Here is a 26,198-nt window from a genome sequence, read left to right as displayed (position 1 = left end):
CATGGCTGAAATTGAAAGAGAACCTTACCCGTTACTAAAAAGCGATTTGATGCACGTCATCACCACCCAAAATGAGCTCGAGTCCGTTCTCGCCGCTTTTGAAAAGTCGGATTTCGTCACCGTCGACACCGAATTCATCCGCGAAACGACATTCTGGCCGATTCTGTGCCTGATCCAGATGGCGGCGCCAGGCGTCACCGCGCTGATCGACCCGCTGGCGCCCGACATCAACCTCGCCCCATTCTTCCGGCTGATGGCCAATGAAGCGGTGGTCAAGGTTTTCCATGCCGCGCGCCAGGACATTGAAATCATCGTCCATCTCGGCGATCTGGTGCCGCATCCGGTGTTCGACACCCAGGTCGCGGCCATGGTCTGCGGCTTCGGCGACAGCGTCTCCTACGATCAGCTGGTGCAGCGCATCACCGGCGCACGGCTCGACAAATCCTCGCGTTTCACCGACTGGCGCCACCGGCCGCTGTCGGACAAGCAGCTCGATTATGCGCTGGCCGACGTCACCCATCTGATCGACGTCTACAAGCACCTCAGCGCCGAACTGGAGCGGGAAAACCGCGCCCATTGGCTGAACGAGGAAATGGAGGTGCTGACTTCGCGCGAGACCTACGATCCGCACCCCGAGGATGCCTGGAAGCGGCTGAAGATGCGGCTGCGCAAGCCGCAGGAGCTGGCGATCGTGCAGACGGTGGCGGCATGGCGCGAACGCGAGGCGCGCGAGCGTGACGTGCCGCGCGGCCGGGTGCTCAAGGATGACGCCATATACGAGGTCGCCCAGCAGGCGCCGCGCGATGCGGCAGCCCTTGGCAAGCTGCGCACGACGCCGAAAGGCTGGGAGCGTTCGTCGACGGCTACCGCATTGCTCGGCGCGGTCAACACGGCGCTCGCTTTGCCCCGCGAAGAGATGCCGAAGCTGCCCAAGAGCTTTCAGCCGCCCGAAGGCTCCAATGCCGCCTCCGAGCTGTTGAAAGTGCTGTTGAGGATCGTCGCCGAGAAGGAAGGCGTCGCCTCGAAAGTGCTTGCGTCCAGCGATGACATCGACCGCATCGCCGCCGAGGGCGAGGATGCCGACGTGCCGGCCCTGCAGGGCTGGCGACGCGCCGTGTTCGGCGAAGCCGCACTGAAGCTGGTGCGCGGCGAAATCGGCATCAAGTTCGACAAGCGCAAGATCGCGGTGTTCGATTTGTAGACCCCCACCCCGCTCCGCTGCGCGGAGCGACCCTCCCCACAAGGGGGAGGGTAAACAACTGCCCTACACCGCTCCGAGCAGGTGTAGCGCGAACCAGATCCATGCCAGCAAGAGAATGATCGCGCCGACGTAGAAGGCGCGGCTGCGAAACCGCAGATTGTTGCTGGTGAGGTGGACCCAGGCGTGGCCATAGCGGGAAATCACGAAAATCCACATCAAGGCCAGGGTCAGATAATTGACGCCATTGGTCGCGTGCAGCGCCAGGCACAGCACATAGAACAGCACCGGCAGTTCGAACTGGTTGATGAGATTGTTGGCAACCGTGACGCTCGACCCGGGCTCGGTCGTGCGCACCTTGTATTGACCGACCTTGGCCTCGCCCGATTTGACCGCGCCGTAGCGGCGCCGGCCCATCACGACATAGACGATATAGACGAGCAACACCTGCGCCAGCATCGGCCAGAAAATCGCGGTCTGGCTCATGGCGTTGCCCCTGCTCTGTCGTTCATGCCTGTGGACGCCGCTGGGCGGCAAGGATCAAAAACGCGATGACGATGACGGGGATCGCCAGCAGCGCGAATTTGGTGACGATCAGCGACGAGGCGAAAGACAGAGAATCCGGGTTGGCCGACAGCGCATCGGACAAGAGCCGCGCCACCGCAATGTTCTGGGCGTAGTCGGCGCATGTGTAGGGCAGCACGATTACCAGCGCGAACAGCGCCTGAAGCTGCACCGGCATGGCACGAAAACTCTTCAGCCGCCGCCCGGTTGCCAGGATCAGGCTGACCATGGTCAGCGACAGCAGCGCCGGGAAGAGAAGGTCGAAAGTCAAATAGTGCCAGACCAGGATGATCTCGCTGCCGCGCCGGCCGAGTGCCGTCAGCCAGGCCATGCCCTCGTCGGGCGTGAACCCGCCAAGGCGCACGTCGAGCGACGGCAGGCCACCGCTCAGCCGGCGGAAATAGAAGAATTCCAGCAGCGTCATGATGATGAAAACCGCCGCGGCGGCAAAGCACAGCGCGCCGGCATGGCGCGCCAGCCGCAGCACGATCGTCGCCTGGTGGCGCCAGAGCATGTACCGCTCTGGCTGCCGGTCAGGCTCCGCCAGGATAGTTCGGGCTTTCGCGGGTAATCGTGACGTCATGGGCGTGGCTTTCACGAAGTCCGGCGTTGGATATGCGCACAAAGGTGGCGCGTTCGCGAAAATCGGCAAGGTCGCGGCCACCGACATAACCCATAGCGGCTTTTAGCCCGCCCGCAAGCTGGTGCAGCACGCCAGACACAGGTCCCTTGTAGGGCACCTGCCCTTCAATGCCTTCCGGGACCAGTTTCAGCGTGTCGCGAACCTCGGCCTGGAAGTAGCGATCGGCCGAGCCGCGCGCCATGGCGCCGACAGAGCCCATGCCGCGATAGGCCTTGAAGGAGCGGCCCTGATGCAGATAGACCTCGCCCGGGCTTTCGTCGGTGCCGGCCAGCAGCGAACCGATCATGGCCGCACTGGCGCCCGCGGCAAGCGCCTTGGCCAGGTCACCCGAATATTTGATGCCGCCGTCGGCGATGACCGACACGCCTGATCTATGCGCCGTCTCGACCGCCGACATGATCGCCGAAAGCTGCGGCACGCCGACGCCGGCGACGATGCGCGTGGTGCAGATCGAGCCCGGGCCGATGCCGACCTTGACGGCATCGGCGCCGGCGTCGATCAGCGCCTGCGTGCCTTCGGCGGTGGCGACGTTGCCGGCCAGGATGCGGACGGAATTGGAAAGCTTCTTGGCCCGCGTCACCGCATCGAGCACGCGCTGCGAATGGCCATGCGCGGTGTCGATGACCAGGAGGTCGACACCGGCATCGATCAACCGCTCGGCGCGCTCGAAGCCGTCATCGCCGACGCTGGTGGCGGCCGCCGCCCGCAGGCGCCCCTGCGCATCCTTGCTGGCGTGCGGGTTGAGCTGCGACTTCTCGATGTCCTTGACGGTGATCAGGCCGACGCAATTGCCGGACTTGTCCACGACGACGAGCTTTTCGATGCGGTGCTGGTGCAGCAGCCGCTTGGCCTCGTCCTGGTCGACATTCTCCTTGACCGTGATCAGGTTCTCACGGGTCATCAATTCGTAAACTTTCTGCCCCGGATCGGAGGCGAAGCGCACGTCGCGGTTGGTCAGGATACCAACCAGGCGGCCGATCTTCTGGCCGCCGGTGCCGCCATTCTCGACAACCGGAATGCCCGAGATGGAATAGGTGCGCATCAGCGCCAGCGCGTCGGCCAGGGTGGCGTCGGGGCCGATGGTGACCGGATTGATGACCATGCCCGATTCGAACTTCTTGACCTGACGCACCTGCTCGGCCTGTTCGGCCGGCGAGAAATTGCGGTGGATGACGCCGATGCCGCCGGCCTGCGCCATGGCGATGGCAAGCCTCGCCTCGGTGACGGTGTCCATGGCGGCCGACAGGATCGGCACGTTGAGGTCGATGTCGGTGGCGATGCGGGTGCGGATGTCGGTCTCACCGGGCATGACCTCGGAATGACCGGGCTGCAACAGCACGTCGTCAAAGGTCAGCGCCAGCGCGCCGGTGGACGTTTCGATGATTTTTGCCATGGCCAGTCCTCGGATACGAAAAGCGCCGGGAGAATACAAAAAAGCGCTGGACCGAAATGGACAGCGCCGACTCGTTTCTTCCCTTTCAGGATTGGCGCTGGCTGGTAACACGTCGCGGCGTGGTTGAAAAGCCGGTCGTGGCCTATTCGGCGGACTTGCCCAACAGGGCATCGAGCAAGACATGGCGCGGTGACGCGAAAGGATTGACGACCGTTACGCCGCCCCAGGTGAAGCCGTCCTGCAGATCTTCCGACAGCAGCAGCCGGCAACCGGTTTGCGAGGCAACAGACAGGATGGTCGCATCCCAGATGCCGAAATGGTGATCGGTCGCAAGATCAGCCGCGACCGTCATCACCTCCGGCGTCGTGCCGACAACCGGAAACGCGTCGCGCCAGCTCAACAGGGCGTCGCGCGCTTGTGCACGTGATCGTCCGGCCTTGCGTGTGAGAACGGTGAACAATTCGCCGAGCACTTGGACTGGAATGACGGCTGCCTCTTGCGCAATGTCGTGCAGCAGGCCGAAAACGATGTCGCGCTTCTCGGCTCCGTTGATCCCCTCGGCATAAACAAGGATGTTGGTATCGAGCGCGACCTTCACCGCTCGTCCTCGTAAAGCTCGTCGCGGCTCCAGCGCCCGGCTTCTACAACAGGCTGGCGTTCGAGGCGCGACAGCAGCGCTGTGCGCGAACGAGACGCCGCAGGGTCGGGCTGCCCTGCAGGCACGATCCGCGCCACGGGGCGCCCATGGCTGGTCACGACATAGCTCTGTCCTTCGCGGACACCGCGCAGGAGGAGCGAGAATTTGCGGTTGGCGTCGGCTGCGGAAACGGCTTCTTCCATGGCATTGTCCATATAGTAGTTATATTCACTACAGCATAGTGAACCCGGTCAATTTTCGCAAGTTCATTCAATGTGGCGAAACGCAGCGACGCCTCTTGTCCGCCCACGGTCGCACAAAAGTGACAGCAAATTAATGCGACATCGCGCCTGAGGCGTGATAACCGCCCGTTTGTATCGGCTTGCCCGCCTTTTCATTGTTTGGATTGGCCGGCAGGCACATTTAGACCAGTTCGGACGCGTTCGTTGAACCGCATCATTCCGCTCATTCTGGCGGTCGCCTTGTTCATGGAAAACATGGATTCGACCGTCATCGCGACATCGCTGCCGGCGATTGCCGTCGACATCCACACCAGCCCGATCGCGCTCAAGCTGGCGCTGACCGCCTATCTGGTGGCGCTGGCGATCTTCATTCCGATCAGCGGCTGGATGGCCGACCGGTTCGGCGCCAAGACCATTTTTCGCGCCGCGATCGGCGTCTTCATCGTCGGCTCGGTCTGCTGCGCCATCTCCAATTCACTGCCGGCCTTTGTCGTCTCGCGCTTCCTGCAAGGCATAGGCGGCGCCATGATGACGCCGGTCGGCCGGCTGGTCCTGGTGCGCGCGACGCCGAAGAGCGAGCTGGTCGCGGCCATGTCGTGGCTGACGGTGCCGGCGCTGGTCGGCCCGCTTGTGGGACCACCGATCGGCGGCTTCATCACCACCTATTTCACCTGGCATTGGATCTTTCTGATCAACGTGCCGATCGGCCTGATCGGCATCTGGCTGGCGACGCGCTTCCTGCCGCAAACCGACTCGATGGAGACGCCGCCGCTCGATTTCGTCGGTTTCGTACTGAGCGGGCTGGCGGCCTCCGGCGTCATCTTCGGCCTGTCGGTGGTCAGCCTGCCCTATCTGCCGCCGGCGACCGGCCTCATCACCGTGGCGGTCGGGCTGATTTCCGGCGTGCTCTATCTCCTGCATGCGCGGCGCGCCAAGAACCCGCTGCTGGCGCTGGAACTGTTCCGCAACCCGGTGTTCCGCTCCTCGGTGCTCGGCGGCTCGCTGTTTCGCATCGGCATCGGGGCGGTGCCGTTCCTGTTGCCCCTCATGTTCCAGATCGGCTTCGGGCTGACGCCGTTCCAGTCGGGCATGATCACCTTCGTCTCGGCTATCGGCGCCATCGGCATGAAATTCGTTACCGCGCTGATCTTCCGGCTTGCGGGGTTCCGCCGGGTGCTGATCTGGGGCTCGCTGATCGCCGCGGCATCGATCGCCATATACGGCCTGTTCACGCCGGAGACGCCTTACGCGCTGATGCTGGCGATATTGCTGGTCGGCGGCTTCATCCGCTCGATGTTCTTCACCGGCGTCAACGCGCTCTCCTATGCCGAGGTGACGGCTGAAGACACCAGCAAGGCAACGCCGATCACGGCGGTGTTCCAGCAACTGTCGATCGCGCTCGGCGTGGCGCTGGCCGGCGGCATCCTGGAAGTCTCGACCTCGATCCATGGCGGACCGCTGGCGCTCGGCGATTTCCACATCGCCTTCTTCATCGTGGCGGCGGTGTCGGCGGCAGCGTCCGTGTCATTCATGCGGCTGGCGCCGGATGCCGGCAATGCCGTGTCGGGACATGGCCGGCTGACGACGCCGAAGACGCTGGAGCCGGTGAGCACGGCTGGGAAGTAAGGGGCGGCGCGACGAAAATCGTCGACGTCGGCGATCCTTCACACCCCCCCCTCTGGCCTGCCGGCCATCTCCCCCGCAAGGGGGGAGATCGGATATCACGCGGCTTTCGCCAATCTTGCAACTTTGAAGGAACGGCGAGGCGGGGGCGGTCGCAACTGCCAATCTCCCCCCTTGCGGGGGAGATGTCCGGCAGGACAGAGGGACGGAACGCTACGAAGCGTCTTTCACGCCGTGCCGTCTCTGCCCTTAAAATCCTTCGCCAGCAGATACAACTCCACCGACTCATCGCGCGACGCCGGCGGCTTGACGTGATGCACTGAGCGGAAGTTCTTCTTGAGCATCGACAGCAGCTCGTTCTCCGCGCCGCCCTGAAACGTCTTGGCCAGAAAGTGCCCGCCCGGCTTCAGCACCGACAGCGCGAAATCGGCGGCCACTTCGCACAGATGCATGGTGCGGATGTGGTCGGTTCGCTTGTGGCCGGTGGTCGGCGCCGCCATGTCGGACAGCACGACATCGGGGTCGCCGCCCAGCGCTTCGGCGAGCTTTTGCGGCGCCTCGGGGTTAAGGAAGTCCATCAGCAGCACCGGCGCGCCGGGCACGGCGGGCATTTCGAGATAGTCGATGCCGATGACATGCGGATTTTCTGCCGTCGACTTGGTCCTCGCGGCCGCCACCTGGCACCAGCCGCCGGGGGCCGCACCGAGGTCGATGACCTTCATGCCGGGTTTCAGCAGATGATGCTTGTCGTCGATCTCGATCAGCTTGTAAGCCGCGCGCGAGCGATAGCCATCGGCCTTGGAGCGCTGAACGTAGGGATCGTTGATGTGGCGTTGCAGCCAGCGGCGCGACGATTCTTTCAGGCCCGACTTCTTCTTGATCCGCGTTTTGAGGACACGAATGCTGGCGGAGCCCGGCTTTTCCGGCTTCTTGGTCATGACTTTTTTTCTTGTTTGAGTTTTTGCACTCGCCGAGTTGCCGCCGTTTTTCGGCGGCTTCGCGTTTCGCGAAGGGCTTCCCCCACTCCGTCGCCGCTTCGCGGCGCCACCTCTCCCCCCTCCGGAGGGAGAGGAAAGGCGCTGGTCTGCATAAGTTCGCGCCCTTCCTCTACCCCGTCGATCGGGGGAGAGGTGTCGAGCGAAGCTCGACGGAGTGGGGGTCGACCGTTCACCAAAGCAATGCGGATCATGCTCGGCCCCGCCCACTGTTGCGCCAGACGCCGTCATCGGCCATCAGCTCGCTCAAAATGCCTTCGCGTAAGCCCCGGTCGGCGACGCGCAGCCGCTCCGACGGCCACACCGCACGGATGGCTTCCAGGATAGCACAGCCGGCCAGCACAAGATCGGCACGGTCGGCGCCGATGCACGGGTTGGCGCAGCGCTGCTGGAAGTCCCAGCCGACCAGTTTTTCGACCATGCGGTCGACGCTGTCGCGGTCCATCCACAGCCCATCGACGCGGCGGCGGTCGTAGCGTTCGAGATCGAGATGGACGCCGGCCAGCGTCGTCACCGTGCCGGATGTGCCCAGCAGATGGAATTTCGGACTGGCCAGCACATGGCTCAGCCGGTCGCGGCCGTCGAAGGCTTTCAGCCGCACCGCGACATCGTCGACCATGGCGGCAAAGATCTCGCGCGTCACCGTGCGGCCGCCAAAGCGCTCGGCCAGCGAGACAACGCCGACCGGCAGCGACGTCCACGACACGATGTGGTTGGCAAGCCGCGGCGAGCGCTGGCCGGTGAGGTCGATCAGCGCGATTTCGGACGAGCCACCGCCAATGTCGAACAGCACCACGCCTTGCGTGTCGCGCTCGACCAGCGAGCCGCAGCCGGATACAGCAAGCCGCGCCTCGGTCTGGCGATCGATGATTTCCAACTTCAACCCCGCCTCTCGTTCGACGCGCTGCAGGAATTCGACGCCATTATCGGCGGTGCGGCAGGCCTCGGTGGCGATCAGCCGGGCTTTCCTGATCTTGCGGTTGCGCAATTTGTCGCCGCAGATTTTCAGCGCCTCGACGGCGCGGTCCATCGCCGCCTGGCTCAGGTGCCCATTGGCGGTCAGCCCCTCGCCCAGCCTGACGATGCGCGAGAAGGCGTCGATGACGCGGAACTGGCCATGGCGTTGCGGCACCGCGACCAGCAGCCGGCAATTGTTGGTGCCGAGATCGAGCGCGGCAAACACCGGCAGTTCCTGCATCGGCGGCCGATGCATGGGCTGTTCCGGTCGGGGTTGTGGGGCCGAGGGCAAAGGCACGGGCGCTGGAGCGGCCGGGCCGACGGAGGCCGGCGCACCGACCGCCGCGGCCGTTGCGAGAGGGCTGTCGTCGCGCGCAAAAACCTTGCGCCCACGCCGGCGCTTGCGCCGCTTTCTCGCCTTGCCGCGCTGATGCTGGGCGTCGCCGGCCTGTCCGTTGCCGGACTGGGGCCCCGCCTGGCGGGGCCGCCCGGCGGATGGGCTTGGCCCGCCTGATGGCGGCGAAGCCCTGGACACGCCCACTTCCGGCGCGCCAGCGCCGGTGTCGTGGTCTTCCACTTCAGTTCCTTCCGGCGCCGCGCGAACCGGTAAACCGGACGCAGCAGGCGCTTCAATCTTTTAAGTTGCCGCCAGAGTAGCAGCGCCGGACCGGATCACCAAGAGCAAGGACTCAAATTTTGCCGGCTGCGTCCTGCCAGATCCCCGCTGCTTTGCAGCGTCCCGGCGTTCGCTAGCCTTTCATCTTGCCACTGGCACGGCGAATTCGCCGTTGGCGAACCGGCTGCTCACCCTTGCCGGTTGAATAGCCGGCTTCAATGAGGCATTTCTGAAATGAGGGGGAATTGGTGAATCGCGGACGTTTTAACGCCCGCCTGGGCGATGGGCAGCAACACATGACGACAACTGCATGAATTGGGGGGCCACGAATTGGAAGCGCTATCTGTGGCCGGTCATCGGTGTCGCGGCGGTCATCGGGTCGCTGTTGTTGCTGTGGCATGAACTGCGCGGCATCTCGATCGACGATGTCTGGGACGGCATATCCGCCATCCCGACGCGCGGCTGGATGCTTGCGGCGCTGAGCTCGGTGGTCGCCTACGCCTCGCTTGCCGGCTACGACCACATTGCCCTTCTACATATCGGCAAGAAGGTGTCGTGGCTGTTCGTCACCTTCTGCTCCTTCACCACCTACGCGCTGTCGCACAATATCGGCGGCTCGGTGTTTTCGGGCGCCGTGATCCGCTACCGCGCCTACGGCACCAGGGGGCTGACCGGCCAGGACGTCGGCATTCTGGTGGCAATCTGCTGGATCACCTTTGTGCTCTCCAGCATTCTGGTCGGCGGCCTGGTGCTGGTTTTCGAGCCACAAATCATCGACCGCTTTTCCGGCGCCCCGCACCACGGGTTGGCGATCGCCGCCGGCATCGCTTTGCTGATCCTGGTCGGCGCCTACATCTTCGGCAGCTGGCTGCATCTGAAGCCGCTGAAAATCGCCGGCTTCCAGCTGCACTATCCGGCGCTGCCGATCGTGGCGCGGCAATTGCTGATCGGCCCGATCGAGCTTCTGGCGGCGGCGGCGATCATCTTCTTTGCCCTGCCCGTTGCCGGCAATCCCGGCTATTTCGTCATCCTCGGCGTGTTCCTGGTGTCGTTCTCGGTTGCGCAGATCTCGCACGCGCCGGGCGGGCTCGGCGTGTTCGAGGTCGTGTTCCTCGCCGGCCTGTCTGATATGGACCCGGTCGGCGTGCTGGCGGCACTTCTGGTGTTCCGGCTGTTCTACCTGATCATCCCGCTGCTGATCGCGCTCGGCGTGGTGCTGTTCTTCGAGCACTCGCAATACAGCCGGACGGAGAGTTGAGGATCATTGGGTGCGGCGCGCCACCCCGGCGTAATTGCCCCTATGAAACGCTGTGATTGAAACGCAGCTTAGGCTTGACTATTTTCCGGCGGCGGCTACAAGGCACGCGCGGCTGCTTCGGCGGCCCACCAGCGCGACAGCGCCTGCTGGGGAATAGGTTAACGGTAGACCCACGGACTCTGACTCCGTTAGTCCTGGTTCGAATCCAGGTTCCCCAGCCAAGGCACGTCATGCCCACTGACAGCCAGTACATCCTCGAACGCATCAGCCAGGGATGCGTGACGCTTACCGAGGACGCGTTCGTCATCGACAGGTTAGTCAAGTATGTCGGCAACGGCAGGATCCGCTGGCATGTCGAATTGCGTAGGCACCGCATCGAACTGACGACCGGCCAGATCAAGAAGCAGCCGACCTTTCGCAGGAAAATCCTCGAACAGGCTGGCGTGCTGCCGCCGCAGCGTACCGGGGCCGACTACCGGCGATGGGCTCTCGATCTGAGGCGGAACGCCATCGAGCTTCCCTGGCGGGACAGGCCGGTCGATGCCGGTTTTGCCATCGACAGGCTGACCAGCCACGGCGATGGGCGCTGGACGGTGGAATACCAGGGCAAGGCGATAAAATTCACGACGACCAAACTGCGCAGGCAGCTCAGCTTCCGTAAACGCATGCTGGCCAAAGCCAAGGTGCTGCCGCCCGAACTGGCCCCAGCCGCTTATCGAAAGTGGATGGGCTGGCTTATTCAAAACGCCACTGAGGCGGCACCACAGGCCGGCGAAATCTTGATGACGGAGAAAAGCTGGCTGGACGACCTGCCGGAGCTGGCCGGCTGGCAAGATGAGGCGCCGCCCGAGAATTGATTGGGTTCCAATGATGTCATGCGCCGCTGGCGTGCGATCCGGTCGACGCTGTTGGGCACTTCACGTAAACAAGCTAAGATCGGTCCCGGCAGGGAGGACTTATGCAATGGCCGAACGAGAGGACAGAGATATCAGGGAATCGCGCCGCATCCTCCGGGACATCAAGCAACAGAACGGCCCGGCAGGCTTTAGTCGTCTCCCTTACGAGGACCGGTTGCTTAGCCTGAGCGAGAAATATCCTGATCAGATCGTACGGTATTGGCCAGTTGGCCTTATCGTTGTCTTTGGACTCCTCGCCCTGTTGATCTATTTCGCCTAGCGCAGTGGGCATTGCCCTCGGTGCGCTTTGACGAGGTTCCTCGGCATCCCAACGCGGATCTATCCGCATTTTAACTAATGTAGACAATTTAACTAATGTAGACAATCCTCACGGAGAACGTTCTCCCGGCTGGTGAGCAGTGTGGAATGGACTAACCTTGTGGATGAGGATGAGCTTCCGGCACCCAGCCGATCAGGCCGCTGGCGCACAATAGCTTTGGCGGCACTCCAAATCGTCCCACCGGTCATTTCGGTGGGATGCGCCATCATGGCCGGCTATTTCACCTATGGCTTCAAACAACAAGCCGCCCGCGGACATGGCCGCTTTGGCCGTGTCGATCATGAAATCCGGCGATGCCTCTCCGGAACTGCGCGATTGGGCAGCGGACGTTCTGGGGATACAGACCGATATCGGAATGCCTGCCAAAACTGCCCAGCAATAATCGCCTACCCGCCTCATATTCCTCCGGCGGCAATTTGGTCGCCGCCCAAATCAGCGGCCGGCGCCGCTCATTCAAGAGATGGCCTGAGGAGGCGCCGGCCAGGCGGGCATTGGGGTACCCGCCGACGCTACATTAGCATTCACGCATAGATTTGGTATGGCGCGAACGCGGAAGTGCCTTCACAGCAGCATTACCGCAATTTTTCCCAAGACCAGGAACCCGCAACGGTGCAAGGGTTGGAACGCCCAGCGTTTCGGCGCGGCTTGCCTGGAGACAATCATGGCGACGTTTCTTACCGCTCTCGCATCCGAAGGTCCGCCAGCCGACCGGCCGAAAGACATGGACCTGTATGGATGGTTGATCGGCAGTTGGGACATGGAGACGCTCCACCACCGCAACGACGGCACAATTCAGAAATGGGATGGCGAGTGTCACTTTGGTTGGGTGCTCGAAGGCCGCGCCATTCAGGACATCTGGATCAGGCCCAGGCGCCCTGCCCCGTCCACCATGTATGGCACGACCTTGCGCGTCTTCGATCCCGGGATCGGTGGCTGGCACATTATCTGGAGCGATCCGCTCAACCAGGATTACTCGCGCCAGATCGGGCGGGCCGAAGGCAAGGACATCGTCCAGATGGGCGCCGACTCGCGCGGCCTGCAGGCGCGGTGGCGGTTCACCGAGATCACCGCCGACAGCTTTCACTGGATCGGCGAGGAGAGACGCGCGGAGAGCGACCCCTGGCGCGTGACCTATGAACATTTCGCCCGCCGGGCGGGTTTCTGAAGCACGCCTGCGCGTTCCGCCCTCGTGCCCTTGCGCAACGCTCGATCATTTTCCCAACCGGCGCGATAACCCTCGTCCCGGTCGACGCCCCCGGCGAGAGCACGAAGGCGGTGGTCCCGCCGCCTGCCCCGCCCGCGAAAGGCAACAGCGCGCATACCGGCGTTTGAGCGAAAGACGGAAGCTTACTCCGCCGCTTTCGTAGCCTGCGATGCCCCTGATCGAGAGGAAATCCTCGAGCCTGTATCCGGCGTATTCGGCCGTTGCCGGATTGCTTTGCGCCGCCCGACCGGCAGCCTGCGCCAGCCGGGATGGTTGATGCAGACATTGTGGTGCGCATGGCGGGCGAGGTACGACCATAGATTAGCGATAGCTCAATTAACACCAAACGAGTATCTCAAAACCCGCCGGTACAAGCGCGCCCAAGAACCTTCATATGTACTGAGCGCGAACAGAGGCTAGACAAGCGAAGATTCCAATAGCATTGTTGGCACTGGGACGGGGCTCGACCGGCAAACGCAAACGATGCTTGTCGGTGGTTGGCAACAGCTAAACCGTACGGCCGTAATTGCCACGGCTGCGAGACCAAGGAGTCCCAAGGATGCCGAACCCAAGCCAAACCAGCGATCAATGGTGGGTCAACGACCAGACGCCGGACAACCCGTACGGCAAAAGCGAAGATTACGGGGCCTTCCTCACCTACCTTGGAGCGCTGGACCGGTCGATAACGCCGGCGATCGCGGCGGGAACGCTGAGGATCAATGTCTCCGAGCTCAATGACCATCCCGAATACAAGGCCGCCGCGATCGGCGCCTTGCAGATGTGGGCCAGTGTCACCCCTTTGAAGTTCGAAATCGTCGACAATGCACCATACAACAGCGCAACGGACTGGATGCAGGTTGTCAGCCCCGAACTGGGCGAAGAGGACGACGGCAGCGCCTATTCCAACGACCGCTATGTCAGCATCGGCCAGCGTTTCCACGACACCGAGGTCAACAAGACGGATATTGGCGGCTATGTCTTCGATTCCTTCATCCATGAATTCGGTCATGAGTTCGGCCTGAACCACCCCGGGCTCTACAATTACAGCGGCCCCGGCGGCGTACAGATCAATTATCTGAACAATGCGACCTGGACCTACGACCGTCAGCAATACAGCGTCATGTCCTATTTCGACGGGATCGATGTCGGTGAAACCAGCCGCTGGTCGGCGTCAACGCCGATGATGGCCGACATCGAGGCAGTCATCCGCCGCTTTTTCTCCACCGTCGACGAGAACGGCGTGCGCACCTATCAGCATATCGACCTCAACACGGGCGACAACGTCTACGGCTTCGGCAGTGCCGTGGACGGCTACCGGCTGACCTCCTCGGGCATGCAGCACGATATCGGTTTTGTCATCCATGACACCGGAGGAACCGACACGATCGACTTCTCCGGCTCGACGGCCGGCACGATCCTCGATTTGCGCGCCGGGCAGTTCTCCAGCGTCAACGGCCATAGCAACAATGTGTCGATCTTTGCCGGGCACAACGCCGACGGCACCGACTATTACATCGAGAACGGCATCGGCAGCAGCTATGACGACGTCCTGATCGGCAATGACGGAGCCAACGTGCTGGATGGCCGCGGCGGCGGCGACCGCATGGCCGGCAATGACGGCGACGACACCTACTTCGTCGATTCCCTCGACGACATCGTGCGCGAGGAAGCGAATGGCGGGAATGACATGGTCGTTCTGCTGAACCGGAACTTGAATATCCGGAAAATCGCCAACGTCGAACACATCATCTACGCCGACGAGTCGACACTCCAGCCTGGAGACGGCGGCACCGAAACCGCACCGACCATCGGCGACAACACGATGACCAGCGTCATCTTCGGCGACAATGGCAACAATACGCTCGACGGCGGCGCCGGCGACGACACGATCTTCGGTCAGGGCGGCGATGATCTCATCATCGGCGGCCGCGACTCGCTCGCCAGCCGCGACATCAACAACACCATCGATGTCGCCGACCTTCCAGACCAGACCGAGAGCGACGACGGCAATGACACGCTCTATGGCGGCCGCGGCAACGATACGATCCTCGGCGGCCAGGGCAACGACATCCTCGACGGCGGCGACGGCGACGATACGCTGAGCGGCCAGGATGGCGTCGATATATTCAGGGGCGGCGCCGGCGTCGACACGGTCGACTTCAGCAAGGAGAGCCCCTTCCAGCTGCTCGTCAACCTCGAGACGAACGTGGCCAGCGGCGGAACCGCTACGGGCGACACCTTCTACAGCATCGAAAACCTAATCGGCTCCGATGACCGCATCGACCGTTTCATCGGCACGTCGGCGGCAAATCATTTCTGGGGCCGGGGCGGCGGCGACTATTTCAACGGCGGCGGCGGCAACGACATACTGGATGGCGGCAATGACGGCGACATCCTGTACGGTGAAGCCGGCAACGACACGATCATCGGCGGCGCCGGCCAGGACTATCTGGATGGCGGCGCCGGCATTGATACGGTCGTCTACGAAGGCAGCTCCGCCGGCGTGACGATCGACCTCGCCAATGGCACGGCCAATGGCGGCGACGGCGATGGCCCGGTGCAGATCGTCGGGCGCGGCACCGTTATCCGGCACGACATCCTGGTCGGCTTCGAAAACGCCGTCGGGTCGTTCTTCGACGACCATCTCATCGGCAACGCCCAGGCCAACAAACTTTCCGGCGGCGCCGGCAACGACACGCTGACCGGCGGTGGCGGCGCCGATATATTGAATGGCGGCGCCGGCAGCGACACGGCGGACTACGCCGACGCGGCCAGCGGGCAAAACCTCAAACTGGGTGGCGGCAAATCCGGCGGCGACACCTATATCTCGATCGAAAATCTGGCTGGCTCGGGCTTCAACGATCACCTGACCGGCGATGGCGCGGCCAATGTGCTGACCGGCCAGGGCGGCGCCGACAAGATCGACGGCGGCGGCGGCGATGACACCCTGCTCGGCGATTTCGCTTATCAGGGCGATGCTCCGCCACGCCCGGGCATGGGCACCGGCTACGCCACGCTCGGACCGGACGCGACCAACAATTCGGTCTCGACCGCCTTCGACATCTCGAACAACTTCTCGCTGACCGCCGACCCCGACATCTTCGAATTCGACGACCACACCACCGTCAATGCCACCGGAAACGGCTTGGGCGGATATTACAGCATCAACCTGGCGGCCGGCACGATCATCACCATCGACATCGATGGCATTGCCGACCCCAATGTCCATGACAGCATCGTCAGGGTGCTGGACAGCGATGGCAATATCGTCGCCCAGAACGACGATGGCGGCAACGACCCCGGCTCCAACAACGGCCGCGATTCGAGCACCAGCTTCATCGTTCAGGAAACCGGAACCTACTATATTGTGGAGGGCGAATGGTCGGACTCGGCTCCTGGCGATGGCTGGGTCGAATCCGTGCCGGAGGGCTCGACTTACAAGCTGAACGTGTCGGTCGAATTCCCGCCGGCACCAGCTCAGCCGGGCGTTGCGGGCGCCGATACGCTCAACGGCGGCGGCGGCAGCGACCTTTTGGATGGCGGGCTGGCTGCCGATACGCTGACCGGCGGCGCCGGCGACGACTATTTCCGCTTCTCGACAGAACTCGGGAACGGCAATATCGACTGGATCAAGGACTTCAAGGTCGCCGACGATACGATCCTGCTGGACAACCTCATCTTTGCCAGCGTTGGCGGCGACGGCGCCCTCGCTTTGGGCTCATTCTACAAGAGCGCAGCCGGTGTTGCTCATGATGCCGACGACCGCATCATCTACGACACCGACAGTGGAATATTGTCTTACGACGCCGATGGTTCCGGACAGGGAGCAGCCGTTCAGTTTGCACACCTGAACACAAATCTGGATCTTTCGGCTGCAGACTTCATTGTCATCTAACGCGTTGCCGGGAGGGGTGCCGTCAGGCTCCCCTCCCGCATACCCCAGCGCAGTGAAAAGGGAGAGGACGCGATGACCGACCGCCGCACAGTGTTAATGGCCGCCGGAGTTGCGGCAGTCGCCGCGGCCACCGGGGCGGCGGCAGCGCAATCGCCAGATATTCGCGCGCTAGATATTCGCGCAACGGATATTCGCGGCGCCGTCACCTTTGTGGGCGGCAAGGCTATCCCGGAAGGTCATCTCGAGATCTATCTTGAGGATCCCGCCATTCAGGACAGTGGGCGACGCCGCGCCGCCAAAACCAGCCTCAAGAGCGAGGGCGGCTCAAAGACCATAGAATTTTCCTTGCCCCTGCCCGCAAGCTCGACCGCTTCACCAACGCTGCAGGTCGTTGCGCGCCTGGAGCGTGCGGACGGCTGGCTGGTGGCGCGGGGCAGCGCGCAGTTCCAGGCTGGCTTGCCCGTCCATGTCACACTCAAGGCAGTTATCTATTGAAGGGACGAGATGCCATATCCTGATTGCGAGCCTGCATGCAGCTGACGCCATCGACGCCGCTTACGCTGGTCGGAATCCTGGCGTCCTTTCGACGTGCGTTTTCGGGCATCGTCCTGATGAGCGGGGTCGTCAACGTGCTGACCCTGACCGGCTCGTTCTTCATGTTGCAAGTCTATGACCGCGTCGTTCCGGGTCGCAGCGTGCCGACGCTGGTCGGCCTGGCGGTGCTTGCGGGAACATTGTTCGTGTTTCAGGGAGTGCTGGAGCTGATCCGCTCTCGCCTCATGGTGCGGCTGGGACAGGGGTTGGACGCAAAGCTGAGCCCGTCGGTCTATTCGGCGCTGATGCGCCTGCCGCTGCGCGCCAAGCCTTCCGGCGACGGGCTGCAACCCCTACGGGATCTCGATCAGGTCCGCTCCTTTATCGGCAGTGCCGGACCGACCGCTTTGTTCGACCTGCCATGGATGCCGCTCTATATCGGCATCTGTTTCATTTTTCATTTCTGGATCGGCGTTACCGCGCTTGCCGGCGCCGTTGTCCTGTTTGCACTGACGCTTCTGGCCGAATTCCGGACCCGCGGCCCGACAAGGATCGCCGGACAGCACGCGGCCGTTCGCAGCACGTTGGCCGAGGCGACAAGGCGCAATGCCGAAGCCATGCAGGCCATGGGTTTTGGCGGGCGTATCGCCGAGCGGTGGTCTGCCGTCAATGCCGAGTACCTGAACGCCCATGCGGCGGCCAGCGATGTCGCGGGAACGCTTGGCACGATTTCCAAGATCCTGCGGTTGATGCTGCAATCGGCAATGCTGGCGATCGGCGCTTATCTGGTCATCCAGCAAGAGGCGACCGGCGGCATCATGATCGCAAGCTCGATCATGATGGGCAGGGCGCTGGCTCCGATCGAACTGGCGATAGCGCATTGGAAGGGTTTCATTTCAGCGCGGCAAAGCTGGGCACGCCTGAAGCAGCTTCTGTCCGCGCTGCCGGAAGGCGCAACCGGCGTGACCCTGCCCGCGCCTGTCAGCGCGCTGGCGGTCGAGAATGTCAGTGTCGCGCCGCCGGGCGAACGCACGCCGGTGGTGTGGGATGCAAGTTTTTCACTGGCCAGGGGAGCGGGCCTGGGGGTCATCGGCCCGAGTGCTTCCGGCAAATCATCGCTGGTGCGTACGCTTGCAGGTGTCTGGCTTCCGGCGCGCGGCGCCGTGCGGCTGGACGGCGCGACGCTTGACCAGTGGCCGGCCGACGAGCTGGGTAAACATATCGGCTATCTGCCGCAGGATGTGCAGTTGTTCGACGGCACGATTGCGCAGAACATCGCCCGCTTCGACCCGGATGCGTCGTCCGACATGGTGCTTGCGGCAGCCAAGGCCGCCGGCGTGCATGATCTTGTCGTGCATCTGGCCGACGGTTACGACACAAAGGTTGGCGAAGCCGGCGCCTCGCTCTCGGCGGGGCAACGCCAGCGTGTCGCGCTGGCGCGCTCTCTTTATGGCGATCCGTTCCTGGTCATCCTGGACGAGCCGAATTCCAATCTCGATTCAGAGGGTGAAGTGGCCTTGTCCGCCGCCATCCAGGGCATCAGGGACCGCGGCGGCATCGTTATCGTCGTCGCGCACCGATCCAGTGTCCTGGCCAATGTCGACACCGTGCTGGTGATGGCCAATGGCCATGTGCAGGCCTTCGGTCCGAAGGACGAGGTGCTGAACAAGGTCTTCCGATCGGCAGCGCCGCTCAAGGTCGTTGCCGTCACGGAGCGAGGCGTTCCGGCATGAGCGAGGACAGAAGCGCTTTGCATCATCGGCAGGTCCGCCGCTATCTCGTGGCTGGCGTTGCTACCTGTCTTCTGCTTGTCGGAGGTGTTGGCGGCCTGGCGGCAGTGACCAAGATGTCAGGTGCGGTGATCGCAGCTGGCCGGCTGGTGGTCGATTCCAATGTAAAGAAGGTTCAGCATCCGACGGGCGGCGTGGTCGGCGAGATCAGGGTGCGTGAAGGCGACCGGGTCAAGGCGGGCGATATTCTGGTGCGGCTGGACGAGACGACAACGCGCGCCAATCTGGCGATCGTCTCAAAAGGTCTGGATGAGTTTTATGCACGGTTGGCGCGCCTGGAGGCGGAGCGTGACGGCAAGGACACGATCAGCTTTCCGGACGTTTTGACATCGCGGCGCGACGAAGCCGGTGTCGCCGCATCGATGGCCGGAGAACAATCGCTGTTCGATTTCCGGCACCAGGCGCGGTCTGGCCAGCGATCGCAATTGCGCGAACGGATCGCGCAGTTGACGCAGGAGAGTGCCGGCCTGACCGAGCAGCTGCAGGCGAAACGCCGCGAGATCGAGCTGATCCAGATCGAGCTGGAAGGCGTGCGGTCGCTCTGGCATCGCAAGCTGATAGGGATCGACCGCATGACGTCGCTGGAACGGGACGCGGTGCGGCTCGAAGGCGAGCATGGCCAGTTGACCGCGGGAATAGCCCAGGTGAAAGGCAAGGCGTCCGAGATCGAACTGCAGATCATCCAGATCGACCAGGATCTTCGCAGCGAGGTCGCAACCGACTTACGCGAAACCCAAGGGAAGATCTCCGAGTTCGTCGAACGCAAGGTGGCGGCCGAGGACCAGTTGAAGCGCATCGATCTGCGCAGCCCGCAGGATGGCGTGGTGCTGCAGTTGGCGGTGCATACGATCGGCGGGGTGATCACGCCCGGCGAACAGGTGATGCAGATCGTACCGGTGACGGACGACCTGACCGTTGAAGCGCATATCGCACCGCAGGATATCGACCAGGTGACGATGGGCCAGAATGCGATTTTGCGCCTGTCGGCGTTCAATCGGCAAACCACGCCGGAGCTGACCGGGACGCTGTCGCGGATCTCGGCCGATCTCACCATCGAAGAGCGCACCGGAGCAGCCTTCTATGTGGCGCGGGTGACGCTACCGAAAACGGAGGTCGCCAAGCTGCGCGGGCTGGCGCTGGCGCCGGGCATGCCGGCCGAAGTGTTCTTCCCGACCGGCGACCGGACGATGCTTTCCTATCTGGTGAAGCCGCTGTCGGATCAGATCCAGAAAGCTTTCCGGGAAGAGTGAAGCCGCACCTTTGAGAGCTGAAGCCTCGGGACCGGCTGGTTGCCGGTCCCCAAGGGGTAGCCCCTACTCCGCTGCCTTATACCCCGCGATGCCCTTGATCTCGAGGAAATCCTCCAGCCCGTATTCGGCGTATTCGCGGCCGTTGCCGGATTGCTTGTAGCCGCCGAAGGGCAGGCCGGCGTCCCATTGGGGATAGTTGATGTAGACGTTGCCGGTGCGCATTCGGGCGGCGACTTCGCGGGCATTCTCGATATCCTTGGTCTGGATGTAGGACGCCAGCCCATAGACAGTGTCGTTGGCGGTGCCGATCGCCTCTTCCACGGTGTCGTAAGGCATGATCGCCAGCACCGGCCCGAAGATTTCCTCGCGCGCGATGCGCATATCTGATGTGACGTCGGCGAACACGGTGGGGCGGACATAGTAGCCGCGGTTGAGCTCGGCCGGACGCCCCGGTCCACCCGCGACCAGCGTGGCGCCTTCATCTATGCCGGCCTGGATCAGGTCCTGGATCTTGTCGAACTGGATCTGGCTGACCACCGGGCCGAGCTTGGTGCCGGCCGCATCGGCCGGGCCGACGGTCAATTTTTCGGCCGCCGTCTTGGCGTAGCCGGTCGCTTCGTCATGGCGGTCGCGCGGCACGAACATGCGGGTCGGCGCATTGCAGGACTGGCCCGAGTTGCTGAAGCAGCCGGCGACGCCCTTGCTGACGGCCTTTTCAAGATCGACATCGGGAAACAGGATGTTGGCCGACTTGCCGCCAAGCTCCTGATGCACGCGCTTGACCGTGTCGGCGGCCGCCTTGGCGACCAGGATGCCGGCGCGGGTCGAGCCGGTGAACGACATCATGTCGACATCGGGATGGCTGGACAGCGCCTGTCCGACGCCCGGACCGTCGCCATTGACGAGATTGAAGACGCCCTTGGGAACGCCGGCCTCGTCGATGATCTCGGCAAAGATGACGGCGTCGAGCGGCGCGATTTCCGAGGGCTTCAGCACCATGGTGCAGCCGGCGGCGAGCGCGGGACCGACCTTGCAGGTGATCTGGTTCAGCGGCCAGTTCCACGGCGTGATCAGGCCGACGACGCCGATCGGTTCCTTGACGATCAGCGACGAACCCTTGACGTGGCGGAATTCGAACGACTTGAGCACCTCGGCCATCTTCATGAGATGCGCGAGACCAATGCCGACCTGGCTGTCGAGCGCCATCTGGCGAGGCGCGCCCATCTCACGCGACACGGCCAGCGCCAGATCGGCGCTGCGCTTCTTGTAGACCTCGATTATGCGGTTGAGGATATCGAGGCGCTCCTCGACCGAAGTGAAGCCGAATGTCTCGAAGGCGCGCTTGGCGGCCGCAACCGCCTTGTCGACATCGGCCTTTGAGCCGAGCGAAATCTGCGCGAAAGCATCTTCGTTTGACGGATCGATGACGTCGAGTGTGCTGGGCACGACAGGATCGACCCACACGCCGTCGATATAGAACTGCAGATTGTGTGACATGGGCTTCTCCTCGGGGGATTTCTGAATTGATGGGGGGCGATCGCCAGATCGTCGTATCGGTTCAGGGATAACGATGGGGCAAGAGCGATGTCAAACGCAAGGGCGGGCGATTGAGCCGACGGCTACAGAAGCGTGTGCCCCGCCGCGACCAGAAGCCCCCTTGCCGCGGCTTCATCCTTGGCTTTGACGAGCAGATGGTCGCCATCGAAGGTGGATACCAGAAAAATGCCGAGTTCGTTTTCCGACAATGGCTTTATTACCGACAGCACGATGCCGGTTTCGTCGAAGGCAAAGGGACCTTGGAGTTTCAGGGCGACCCAGTCCCTGTCATGCTTCACCCCGTCCGGCACCCGATCCTGCAGGCAGACAACCGAAAGCTCGTCGTCGGTCCTGGTAATGCTGACGAAGCCCGGCCCGTCCGCCCAGCCGGGAATGCTGTCTTTTGCTTCGAGGCGCGAAACCGCATACCGCCCCGTGAGCGGCTTCAACCGGACCCTGACTGCCATCCGATCCTCCCTGTTATCGGCCATCACCCCAGTTTCTTGCTCATATAGACCGTGATGCCGTTCATGAACGGCTCCTCCCGGTCGATCGTATAGCCATGCCGTTTGTACAACAACACATTAGCCATGAAGGCGCCATTGGTCAGCAGGCGCAGTTCGAAGCAGCCGGCCTCCAGCGCCTTCTGCTCCGCCCGTTCCAGCAACAGCCGGCCGATTCCCCTGCCCTGCGCCTGTGGCGCGACGCAGACATTCTCGATCCAGAGATGATCGTCGGCCGGCATGGTCTCGATCATGCCGACGATGCGGCCATTTTCGATGGCGAGATCGAACGGATGTTCGGCGACCGCCTTGTCATAGTCGGCGCGCATCGGCAGCGGCTCGCGGCCGATCAGAGGCACCCATTTGGCATAGGCGGCACGCACAATGTCCTTGATGGCGGCAGCGTCCGCTGATTGGGCCGGTCGAACAGGATGGAAGAATTGGACATGGCAAAGGCTCCAGACATGAAAACCCCGCCGGCAGACGTCGCGGGCGGGGCTGGAACGAACGAACCGGAATTTTATTGGGCCGGTCCTTTTCGTCGCGCAAACAGCTTGCCGCGCTGCGTGGTGCAGGAACGGCGTCGCTTGGCGATGGCGAACGAGAAAACGAACATGACGCCACGCTGGAGCAGGAAGCGCGGCGCTGTCAAGATTTTGGCGTTGGCCCAGCCTCCGAGTTGACCCGCGCGGCTAGAGCGGGCGGCGCCGGCAAGGCCATAAGTGTACTGCCAGGCAACGCCAGTCTTCACCTTGCGCGGTGGTTGCTCGCCTAAACTGCTGCGCCGTCGAGTAGGGCTCTCGTACGCGTACAAAAAAACAGCAACAGCTAATATTGTTGGACATTCAACCTACCATTGTTTCAAATTTCTATTTGATCTAATCTTGGCATCATAATATAAGCGGAGAAGCACTGGACGGGCTGACGGGGGGGCGCCATGCATCGAGGGCTGGCAAAGCGTACAATCTCACGTTTGTTAGGCGCGATGACGGTCGTCTACGCGCTCGCGGGCACGACGTCAGCGCTCGGGCAGTCTTGTAGTCCCACACAGACAGCTCATGCTTTTAGCTTTACTGGCGGCGACCAGTCCATCTCGGTTCCTGGCAACACCCATTCCGCCACAGTATACCTCAAGGGAGCGCAAGGCGGGGTTGGCAAGAGCGGCGCCGGCACCATCGGGGGCAGCCCATTGAGCCCAGGCGGCGCCGGCGGGCTCGGCGGCCAGGTGAGCGGTTCCTTGACTGTCGCGCCGGGTGACATCCTTTCTGTCGGCGTTGGCGGCCGTGGCTCGCTCGCGGTCAATCCCGGTGGCGCGAGCGGTACTCCCGACGGCGGCAATGGTGGCGGGGCGACCGACCTGCGGCTGGGCGGAACCCGCCTGGCAATTGCTGGCGGCGGTGGCGGCGGTGGCAACGGGGGCTGGCACACTACAAATTCGATAGCTGGTGGCGCCGGTGGCAAGAGCGGGGGATCCGGCTCGGCAGGAACCGATGTTTCGGGCGGCCTTGGCCCCTTTGGCGGTGAAGGTGGCACTGTAGGTGCCGGTGGCGCGATCGGCGCTGGGTGCGATAGTTTTCCTGGCACGGCCGGTCAGACAAATGGCCAAGGCGGAACTGCACGAAATTTCTCAGGGTCTTTCCTGGGTGCCGGATATGCTGGTGGCGGCGGTGGCGGGGCTACTGTCGGCGGCGGTGGTGGCGGCGCAGGCGTCGGCACGACCTCGTGCCAGCAGAACTGGAACGGCGCCGGCGGCGGCGGCGGCGGCGGATCATCGGATGCCGGCTCGCTGCAATCGGCTGCGGTGGCGGATGGCGTCAATTCCGGCGATGGGTCCGCATTGATCTGTTTTGATGAGCCGCTCTATGTGATCAGTGGCACAGCGAGCGGTCAGACCGGGACGGTGAGTTTGAAATTGACATCAAGCTCGCCGGCAGGGACGCAAACCAGGGACGTGAATGTCGGCGATATCACCTTTGCCTTTGCGGATGGCCTGCTGACCGGCTCCAACTGGAGCGTTGAGGTTACTGCCAAGCCGGCCGACCAGACATGCACGGTCACGACGGCCTCGGGCACGGTGGCGGGAGCCGACGTGACCAATCTTGTCCTGTCCTGCACCACGGTCACGGTGGAGCTGTCGCCGGCAACATTGCCGAATGCGCATATTGGCACGCCGTACAGCCAGACCATCACGGCAAGCAGCCCCAATGGCGGCGCCGCACCCTATACCTTCACCGTGATTTCCGGCTCAGTGCCTCCCGGCCTCGCGCTCTCGCTTGGAGGTACGCTGGCTGGCACACCCACTGTCGCGGCCAATTACGATTTTACGGTGCGGGCCACGGACAGCAACGGCTTTACCGGCCAACGTGACTACACTGTGGTCGTCGAGATCCACTTGCCGTCGGCACAGGACCACACGCTGGACGTGATGGCCGGAACGACCGGGTCCCTCGACCTGACGCAAGGGGCTACGAATGGGCCGTTTACCAGCGCCACGATTGCCTCGCCGCCGCCGAGCGAAGCGGGCACGGCTTCCATTGTGCCCGATGGCGGCGCTTATATCCTGCAGTTTGCCGCGGCAGCCACCTTTGTCGGCACAACCAGCCTGACCTACACGCTCTCGAATGCCGACGGAACGTCACCTCCGGCAACCGTGACCATCAACGTCACGGCACGGCCCGACCCCTCCCGCGATCCGGAAGTGATCGGCCTGATTCGGGCACAGGTGGAGGCGGCAAAGCACTTCGCCGACATTCAGATCCAGGGATTTGGACAGAGGCTGGAACAGCTCCACAATGAGGGCGACCAGCGCCACAGTTCGATAGGCCTCAGCGTTGCCGTCCAGCAATCGTCGGACAATCCCGACGCATACGCTCAGCAGCAGAATGCGGCGAACGATCCGGCGCTCGCCGCAATCGCCACGGCATCGTCGCAGTCCACTTACGGAGCGCCCAATCCGGAGCGCATTCAGCCCAACGCCAACGCAAAGCAGGACAGGACTTCGACCGGCGCGTCGCCGATCAAGACCGGACAGTCTTCAACTGGCACGGACGTGGACACCCAGACGTCGTCACTGCCGGCCGAGAACCCATTTGGCGAACTGGCCTTCTGGAGCGGCGGCTACGTCAATTTCGGCACCGATGACGATGGAGCCATCAAGCTCGACCATACGCTGGTCGGCGTGAGCGTCGGTGCCGACTACCGCTTTTCCCCGACCTTCACCGCCGGTCTCGGGTTTGGCTATGGCCATGACGTCACCGACGTCGGGAGCAACGGCACCGAAAGCCGCGCCCATGCCATCTCGGTCGCCGCCTATAGCAGCTACCGCCCGGCGCCAAGTTTTTTTGTCGATGGCCTTGCCGGCTATGGCGCCCTCAATTTCGACAGTGAGCGCTATGTGACCGATACCGGCGATTTCGCGTCTGGAACGCGCGACGGAAGCCAGGTCTTCGGGTCGCTGACGGCGGGCTACGAATTTCGCCGGCCGGACTCTCTGATATCACCCTATGGACGTCTGTCGGGGTCCCACTCCACGCTTGACGGCTTCACCGAGACGGGTGGCGACATCTATAATCTGACCTTCGGCAAGCAGACCGTCGACACGCTGTCGGGCACCCTTGGCCTGCGCATCGAGAACAACATTCCTACCAGCTGGGGTCTGCTCACACCGCGCGCGCGCTTTGAGTATACGCACGACTTTGCCGGCTCCAGCCGCGTCAGCCTCGGCTATGCCGATATCGGCACCACGCCCTACGCGCTGGACGCAGATGCCTTTTCCAACGACTATTTGTCAATCGGGCTCGGCGTCGATGCGCAAATCGGCGGTATTGCCTTCGGGCTGAACTACAGCACCGCGGTCGGCAGCAACGGCGACAGCCAGGACCATACGATCGCCGCGCGAATTGGGATGAAATACTAGGGCATGATCCCAAAAAGTGGGGTTAGATCGTGAGGGAATTCATCATGATCTAGGGCGGCTCCAGGTTTCGCCCGGCCGCTCTTTCTCATTCTGACCTCGGCCGCCCTAAACGTTCACAAAAATCGATCATTTCAACAAAAACAATTCGTTGGAAAGATCGATTCTGGAATGACATTCTCCTGAGGTACTTGCGTGGAGAATTGCATTG

At 62.9% G+C, this 26,198-nt stretch carries 22 protein-coding genes and 1 tRNA gene; 13 read left to right on the top strand and 10 right to left on the bottom strand.

From position 1 onward, the window contains the following. Positions 1-49: 49 nt before the first annotated feature. Positions 50-1,201 carry a ribonuclease D gene (gene rnd, locus ACYG9V_RS15625; RefSeq protein WP_023682426.1) on the top strand — a complete coding sequence of 384 codons (1,152 nt, stop codon included), beginning with the start codon at positions 50-52 and terminating at the stop codon, positions 1,199-1,201. 63 nt (positions 1,202-1,264) lie between these two features. Here the strand turns inward: rnd and ACYG9V_RS15620 are convergent, their stop codons facing one another. From ACYG9V_RS15620 to ACYG9V_RS15600, 5 genes are all read right to left on the bottom strand, one after another. Next, a complete protein-coding gene (locus ACYG9V_RS15620; RefSeq protein ID WP_023673032.1) occupies positions 1,265-1,684 on the bottom strand; it encodes an MAPEG family protein in 420 nt (139 codons plus the stop codon). A 22-nt stretch (positions 1,685-1,706) separates the two neighbouring features. After that, positions 1,707-2,276 carry a hypothetical protein gene (locus ACYG9V_RS15615; RefSeq protein ID WP_023673033.1) on the bottom strand — a complete coding sequence of 190 codons (570 nt, stop codon included), beginning with the start codon at positions 2,274-2,276 and terminating at the stop codon, positions 1,707-1,709. 19 nt (positions 2,277-2,295) lie between these two features. Continuing rightward, positions 2,296-3,798 carry an IMP dehydrogenase gene (gene guaB / locus ACYG9V_RS15610; protein ID WP_352764290.1) on the bottom strand — a complete coding sequence of 501 codons (1,503 nt, stop codon included), beginning with the start codon at positions 3,796-3,798 and terminating at the stop codon, positions 2,296-2,298. Between the two features lie 142 nt (positions 3,799-3,940). Further along, the gene (locus tag ACYG9V_RS15605) at positions 3,941-4,396 is read right to left on the bottom strand and encodes a PIN domain-containing protein (RefSeq protein WP_023673035.1); all 456 of its coding nucleotides are present in this window, start codon (positions 4,394-4,396) and stop codon (positions 3,941-3,943) included. Further along, complete coding sequence (locus ACYG9V_RS15600) at positions 4,393-4,638, bottom strand: type II toxin-antitoxin system Phd/YefM family antitoxin (protein ID WP_023673036.1); 246 nt, start codon at positions 4,636-4,638, stop codon at positions 4,393-4,395. Before ACYG9V_RS15600 ends, ACYG9V_RS15605 begins: the two co-directional genes overlap by 4 nt. A 243-nt stretch (positions 4,639-4,881) precedes the next feature. On the opposite strand from ACYG9V_RS15600, the gene ACYG9V_RS15595 reads away from it, so the two are divergent. Beyond that, a complete protein-coding gene (locus ACYG9V_RS15595) occupies positions 4,882-6,303 on the top strand; it encodes an MFS transporter (RefSeq protein ID WP_023689532.1) in 1,422 nt (473 codons plus the stop codon). Positions 6,304-6,527: 224 nt separating this feature from the next. Here ACYG9V_RS15595 and ACYG9V_RS15590 read toward each other — a convergent pair whose 3' ends face one another. Beyond that, positions 6,528-7,238 (bottom strand): RlmE family RNA methyltransferase, encoded by a 711-nt coding sequence (locus tag ACYG9V_RS15590; protein WP_023700576.1) that lies wholly within the window; start codon positions 7,236-7,238, stop codon positions 6,528-6,530. 247 nt (positions 7,239-7,485) lie between these two features. After that, a complete protein-coding gene (locus ACYG9V_RS15585) occupies positions 7,486-8,829 on the bottom strand; it encodes a Ppx/GppA phosphatase family protein (protein ID WP_352765948.1) in 1,344 nt (447 codons plus the stop codon). Positions 8,830-9,178: 349 nt separating this feature from the next. On the opposite strand from ACYG9V_RS15585, the gene ACYG9V_RS15580 reads away from it, so the two are divergent. The 10 genes from ACYG9V_RS15580 (at position 9,179) to ACYG9V_RS15535 (ending at position 20,035) form a co-directional block, all read left to right on the top strand. Further along, positions 9,179-10,126 carry a lysylphosphatidylglycerol synthase domain-containing protein gene (locus ACYG9V_RS15580; protein ID WP_023698055.1) on the top strand — a complete coding sequence of 316 codons (948 nt, stop codon included), beginning with the start codon at positions 9,179-9,181 and terminating at the stop codon, positions 10,124-10,126. A gap of 147 nt (positions 10,127-10,273) precedes the next feature. After that, positions 10,274-10,347, top strand: a tRNA-Gln gene (locus ACYG9V_RS15575). Between the two features lie 9 nt (positions 10,348-10,356). Further along, the gene (locus tag ACYG9V_RS15570) at positions 10,357-10,983 is read left to right on the top strand and encodes a hypothetical protein (RefSeq protein ID WP_031199620.1); all 627 of its coding nucleotides are present in this window, start codon (positions 10,357-10,359) and stop codon (positions 10,981-10,983) included. A gap of 106 nt (positions 10,984-11,089) precedes the next feature. Then, positions 11,090-11,302: a hypothetical protein gene (locus ACYG9V_RS15565; protein WP_031199619.1), complete on the top strand. Its 213-nt coding sequence runs from the start codon at positions 11,090-11,092 to the stop codon at positions 11,300-11,302. 286 nt (positions 11,303-11,588) lie between these two features. After that, the gene (locus ACYG9V_RS15560; protein WP_023698054.1) at positions 11,589-11,744 is read left to right on the top strand and encodes a hypothetical protein; all 156 of its coding nucleotides are present in this window, start codon (positions 11,589-11,591) and stop codon (positions 11,742-11,744) included. 279 nt (positions 11,745-12,023) lie between these two features. Beyond that, positions 12,024-12,527: a hypothetical protein gene (locus ACYG9V_RS15555; RefSeq protein ID WP_023698053.1), complete on the top strand. Its 504-nt coding sequence runs from the start codon at positions 12,024-12,026 to the stop codon at positions 12,525-12,527. A gap of 598 nt (positions 12,528-13,125) precedes the next feature. Then, the gene (locus ACYG9V_RS15550; RefSeq protein WP_460221971.1) at positions 13,126-16,461 is read left to right on the top strand and encodes a M10 family metallopeptidase C-terminal domain-containing protein; all 3,336 of its coding nucleotides are present in this window, start codon (positions 13,126-13,128) and stop codon (positions 16,459-16,461) included. Between the two features lie 72 nt (positions 16,462-16,533). Then, complete coding sequence (locus ACYG9V_RS15545; protein ID WP_023734185.1) at positions 16,534-16,956, top strand: hypothetical protein; 423 nt, start codon at positions 16,534-16,536, stop codon at positions 16,954-16,956. 35 nt (positions 16,957-16,991) lie between these two features. Beyond that, a complete protein-coding gene (locus ACYG9V_RS15540; RefSeq protein ID WP_352765950.1) occupies positions 16,992-18,728 on the top strand; it encodes a type I secretion system permease/ATPase in 1,737 nt (578 codons plus the stop codon). Continuing rightward, entirely contained in the window at positions 18,725-20,035 is a 1,311-nt protein-coding gene (locus ACYG9V_RS15535) for an HlyD family type I secretion periplasmic adaptor subunit (protein ID WP_352765951.1), read from the top strand. The genes ACYG9V_RS15540 and ACYG9V_RS15535 overlap by 4 nt, the downstream gene beginning before the upstream one ends. A 63-nt stretch (positions 20,036-20,098) precedes the next feature. On the opposite strand, the gene ACYG9V_RS15530 is transcribed toward ACYG9V_RS15535, so the two are convergent. From ACYG9V_RS15530 to ACYG9V_RS15520, 3 genes are all read right to left on the bottom strand, one after another. Continuing rightward, positions 20,099-21,532 (bottom strand): aldehyde dehydrogenase family protein, encoded by a 1,434-nt coding sequence (locus ACYG9V_RS15530; protein ID WP_352765952.1) that lies wholly within the window; start codon positions 21,530-21,532, stop codon positions 20,099-20,101. 122 nt (positions 21,533-21,654) lie between these two features. Next, positions 21,655-22,038 (bottom strand): ACT domain-containing protein, encoded by a 384-nt coding sequence (locus ACYG9V_RS15525; RefSeq protein ID WP_023682887.1) that lies wholly within the window; start codon positions 22,036-22,038, stop codon positions 21,655-21,657. Between the two features lie 23 nt (positions 22,039-22,061). After that, positions 22,062-22,457: a GNAT family N-acetyltransferase gene (locus ACYG9V_RS15520; protein WP_023682888.1), complete on the bottom strand. Its 396-nt coding sequence runs from the start codon at positions 22,455-22,457 to the stop codon at positions 22,062-22,064. Positions 22,458-23,263: 806 nt separating this feature from the next. Between ACYG9V_RS15520 and ACYG9V_RS15515 the strand changes: the two genes are divergently transcribed. After that, a complete protein-coding gene (locus ACYG9V_RS15515) occupies positions 23,264-25,990 on the top strand; it encodes an autotransporter domain-containing protein (RefSeq protein ID WP_460221970.1) in 2,727 nt (908 codons plus the stop codon). The last annotated feature ends 208 nt before the right edge of the window (positions 25,991-26,198 follow it).

The organism is Mesorhizobium sp. W016 (assembly GCF_054719485.1).
Note: the sequence above shows the minus strand (reverse complement) of the source record. Positions and strands in the feature narration are given on the sequence as shown.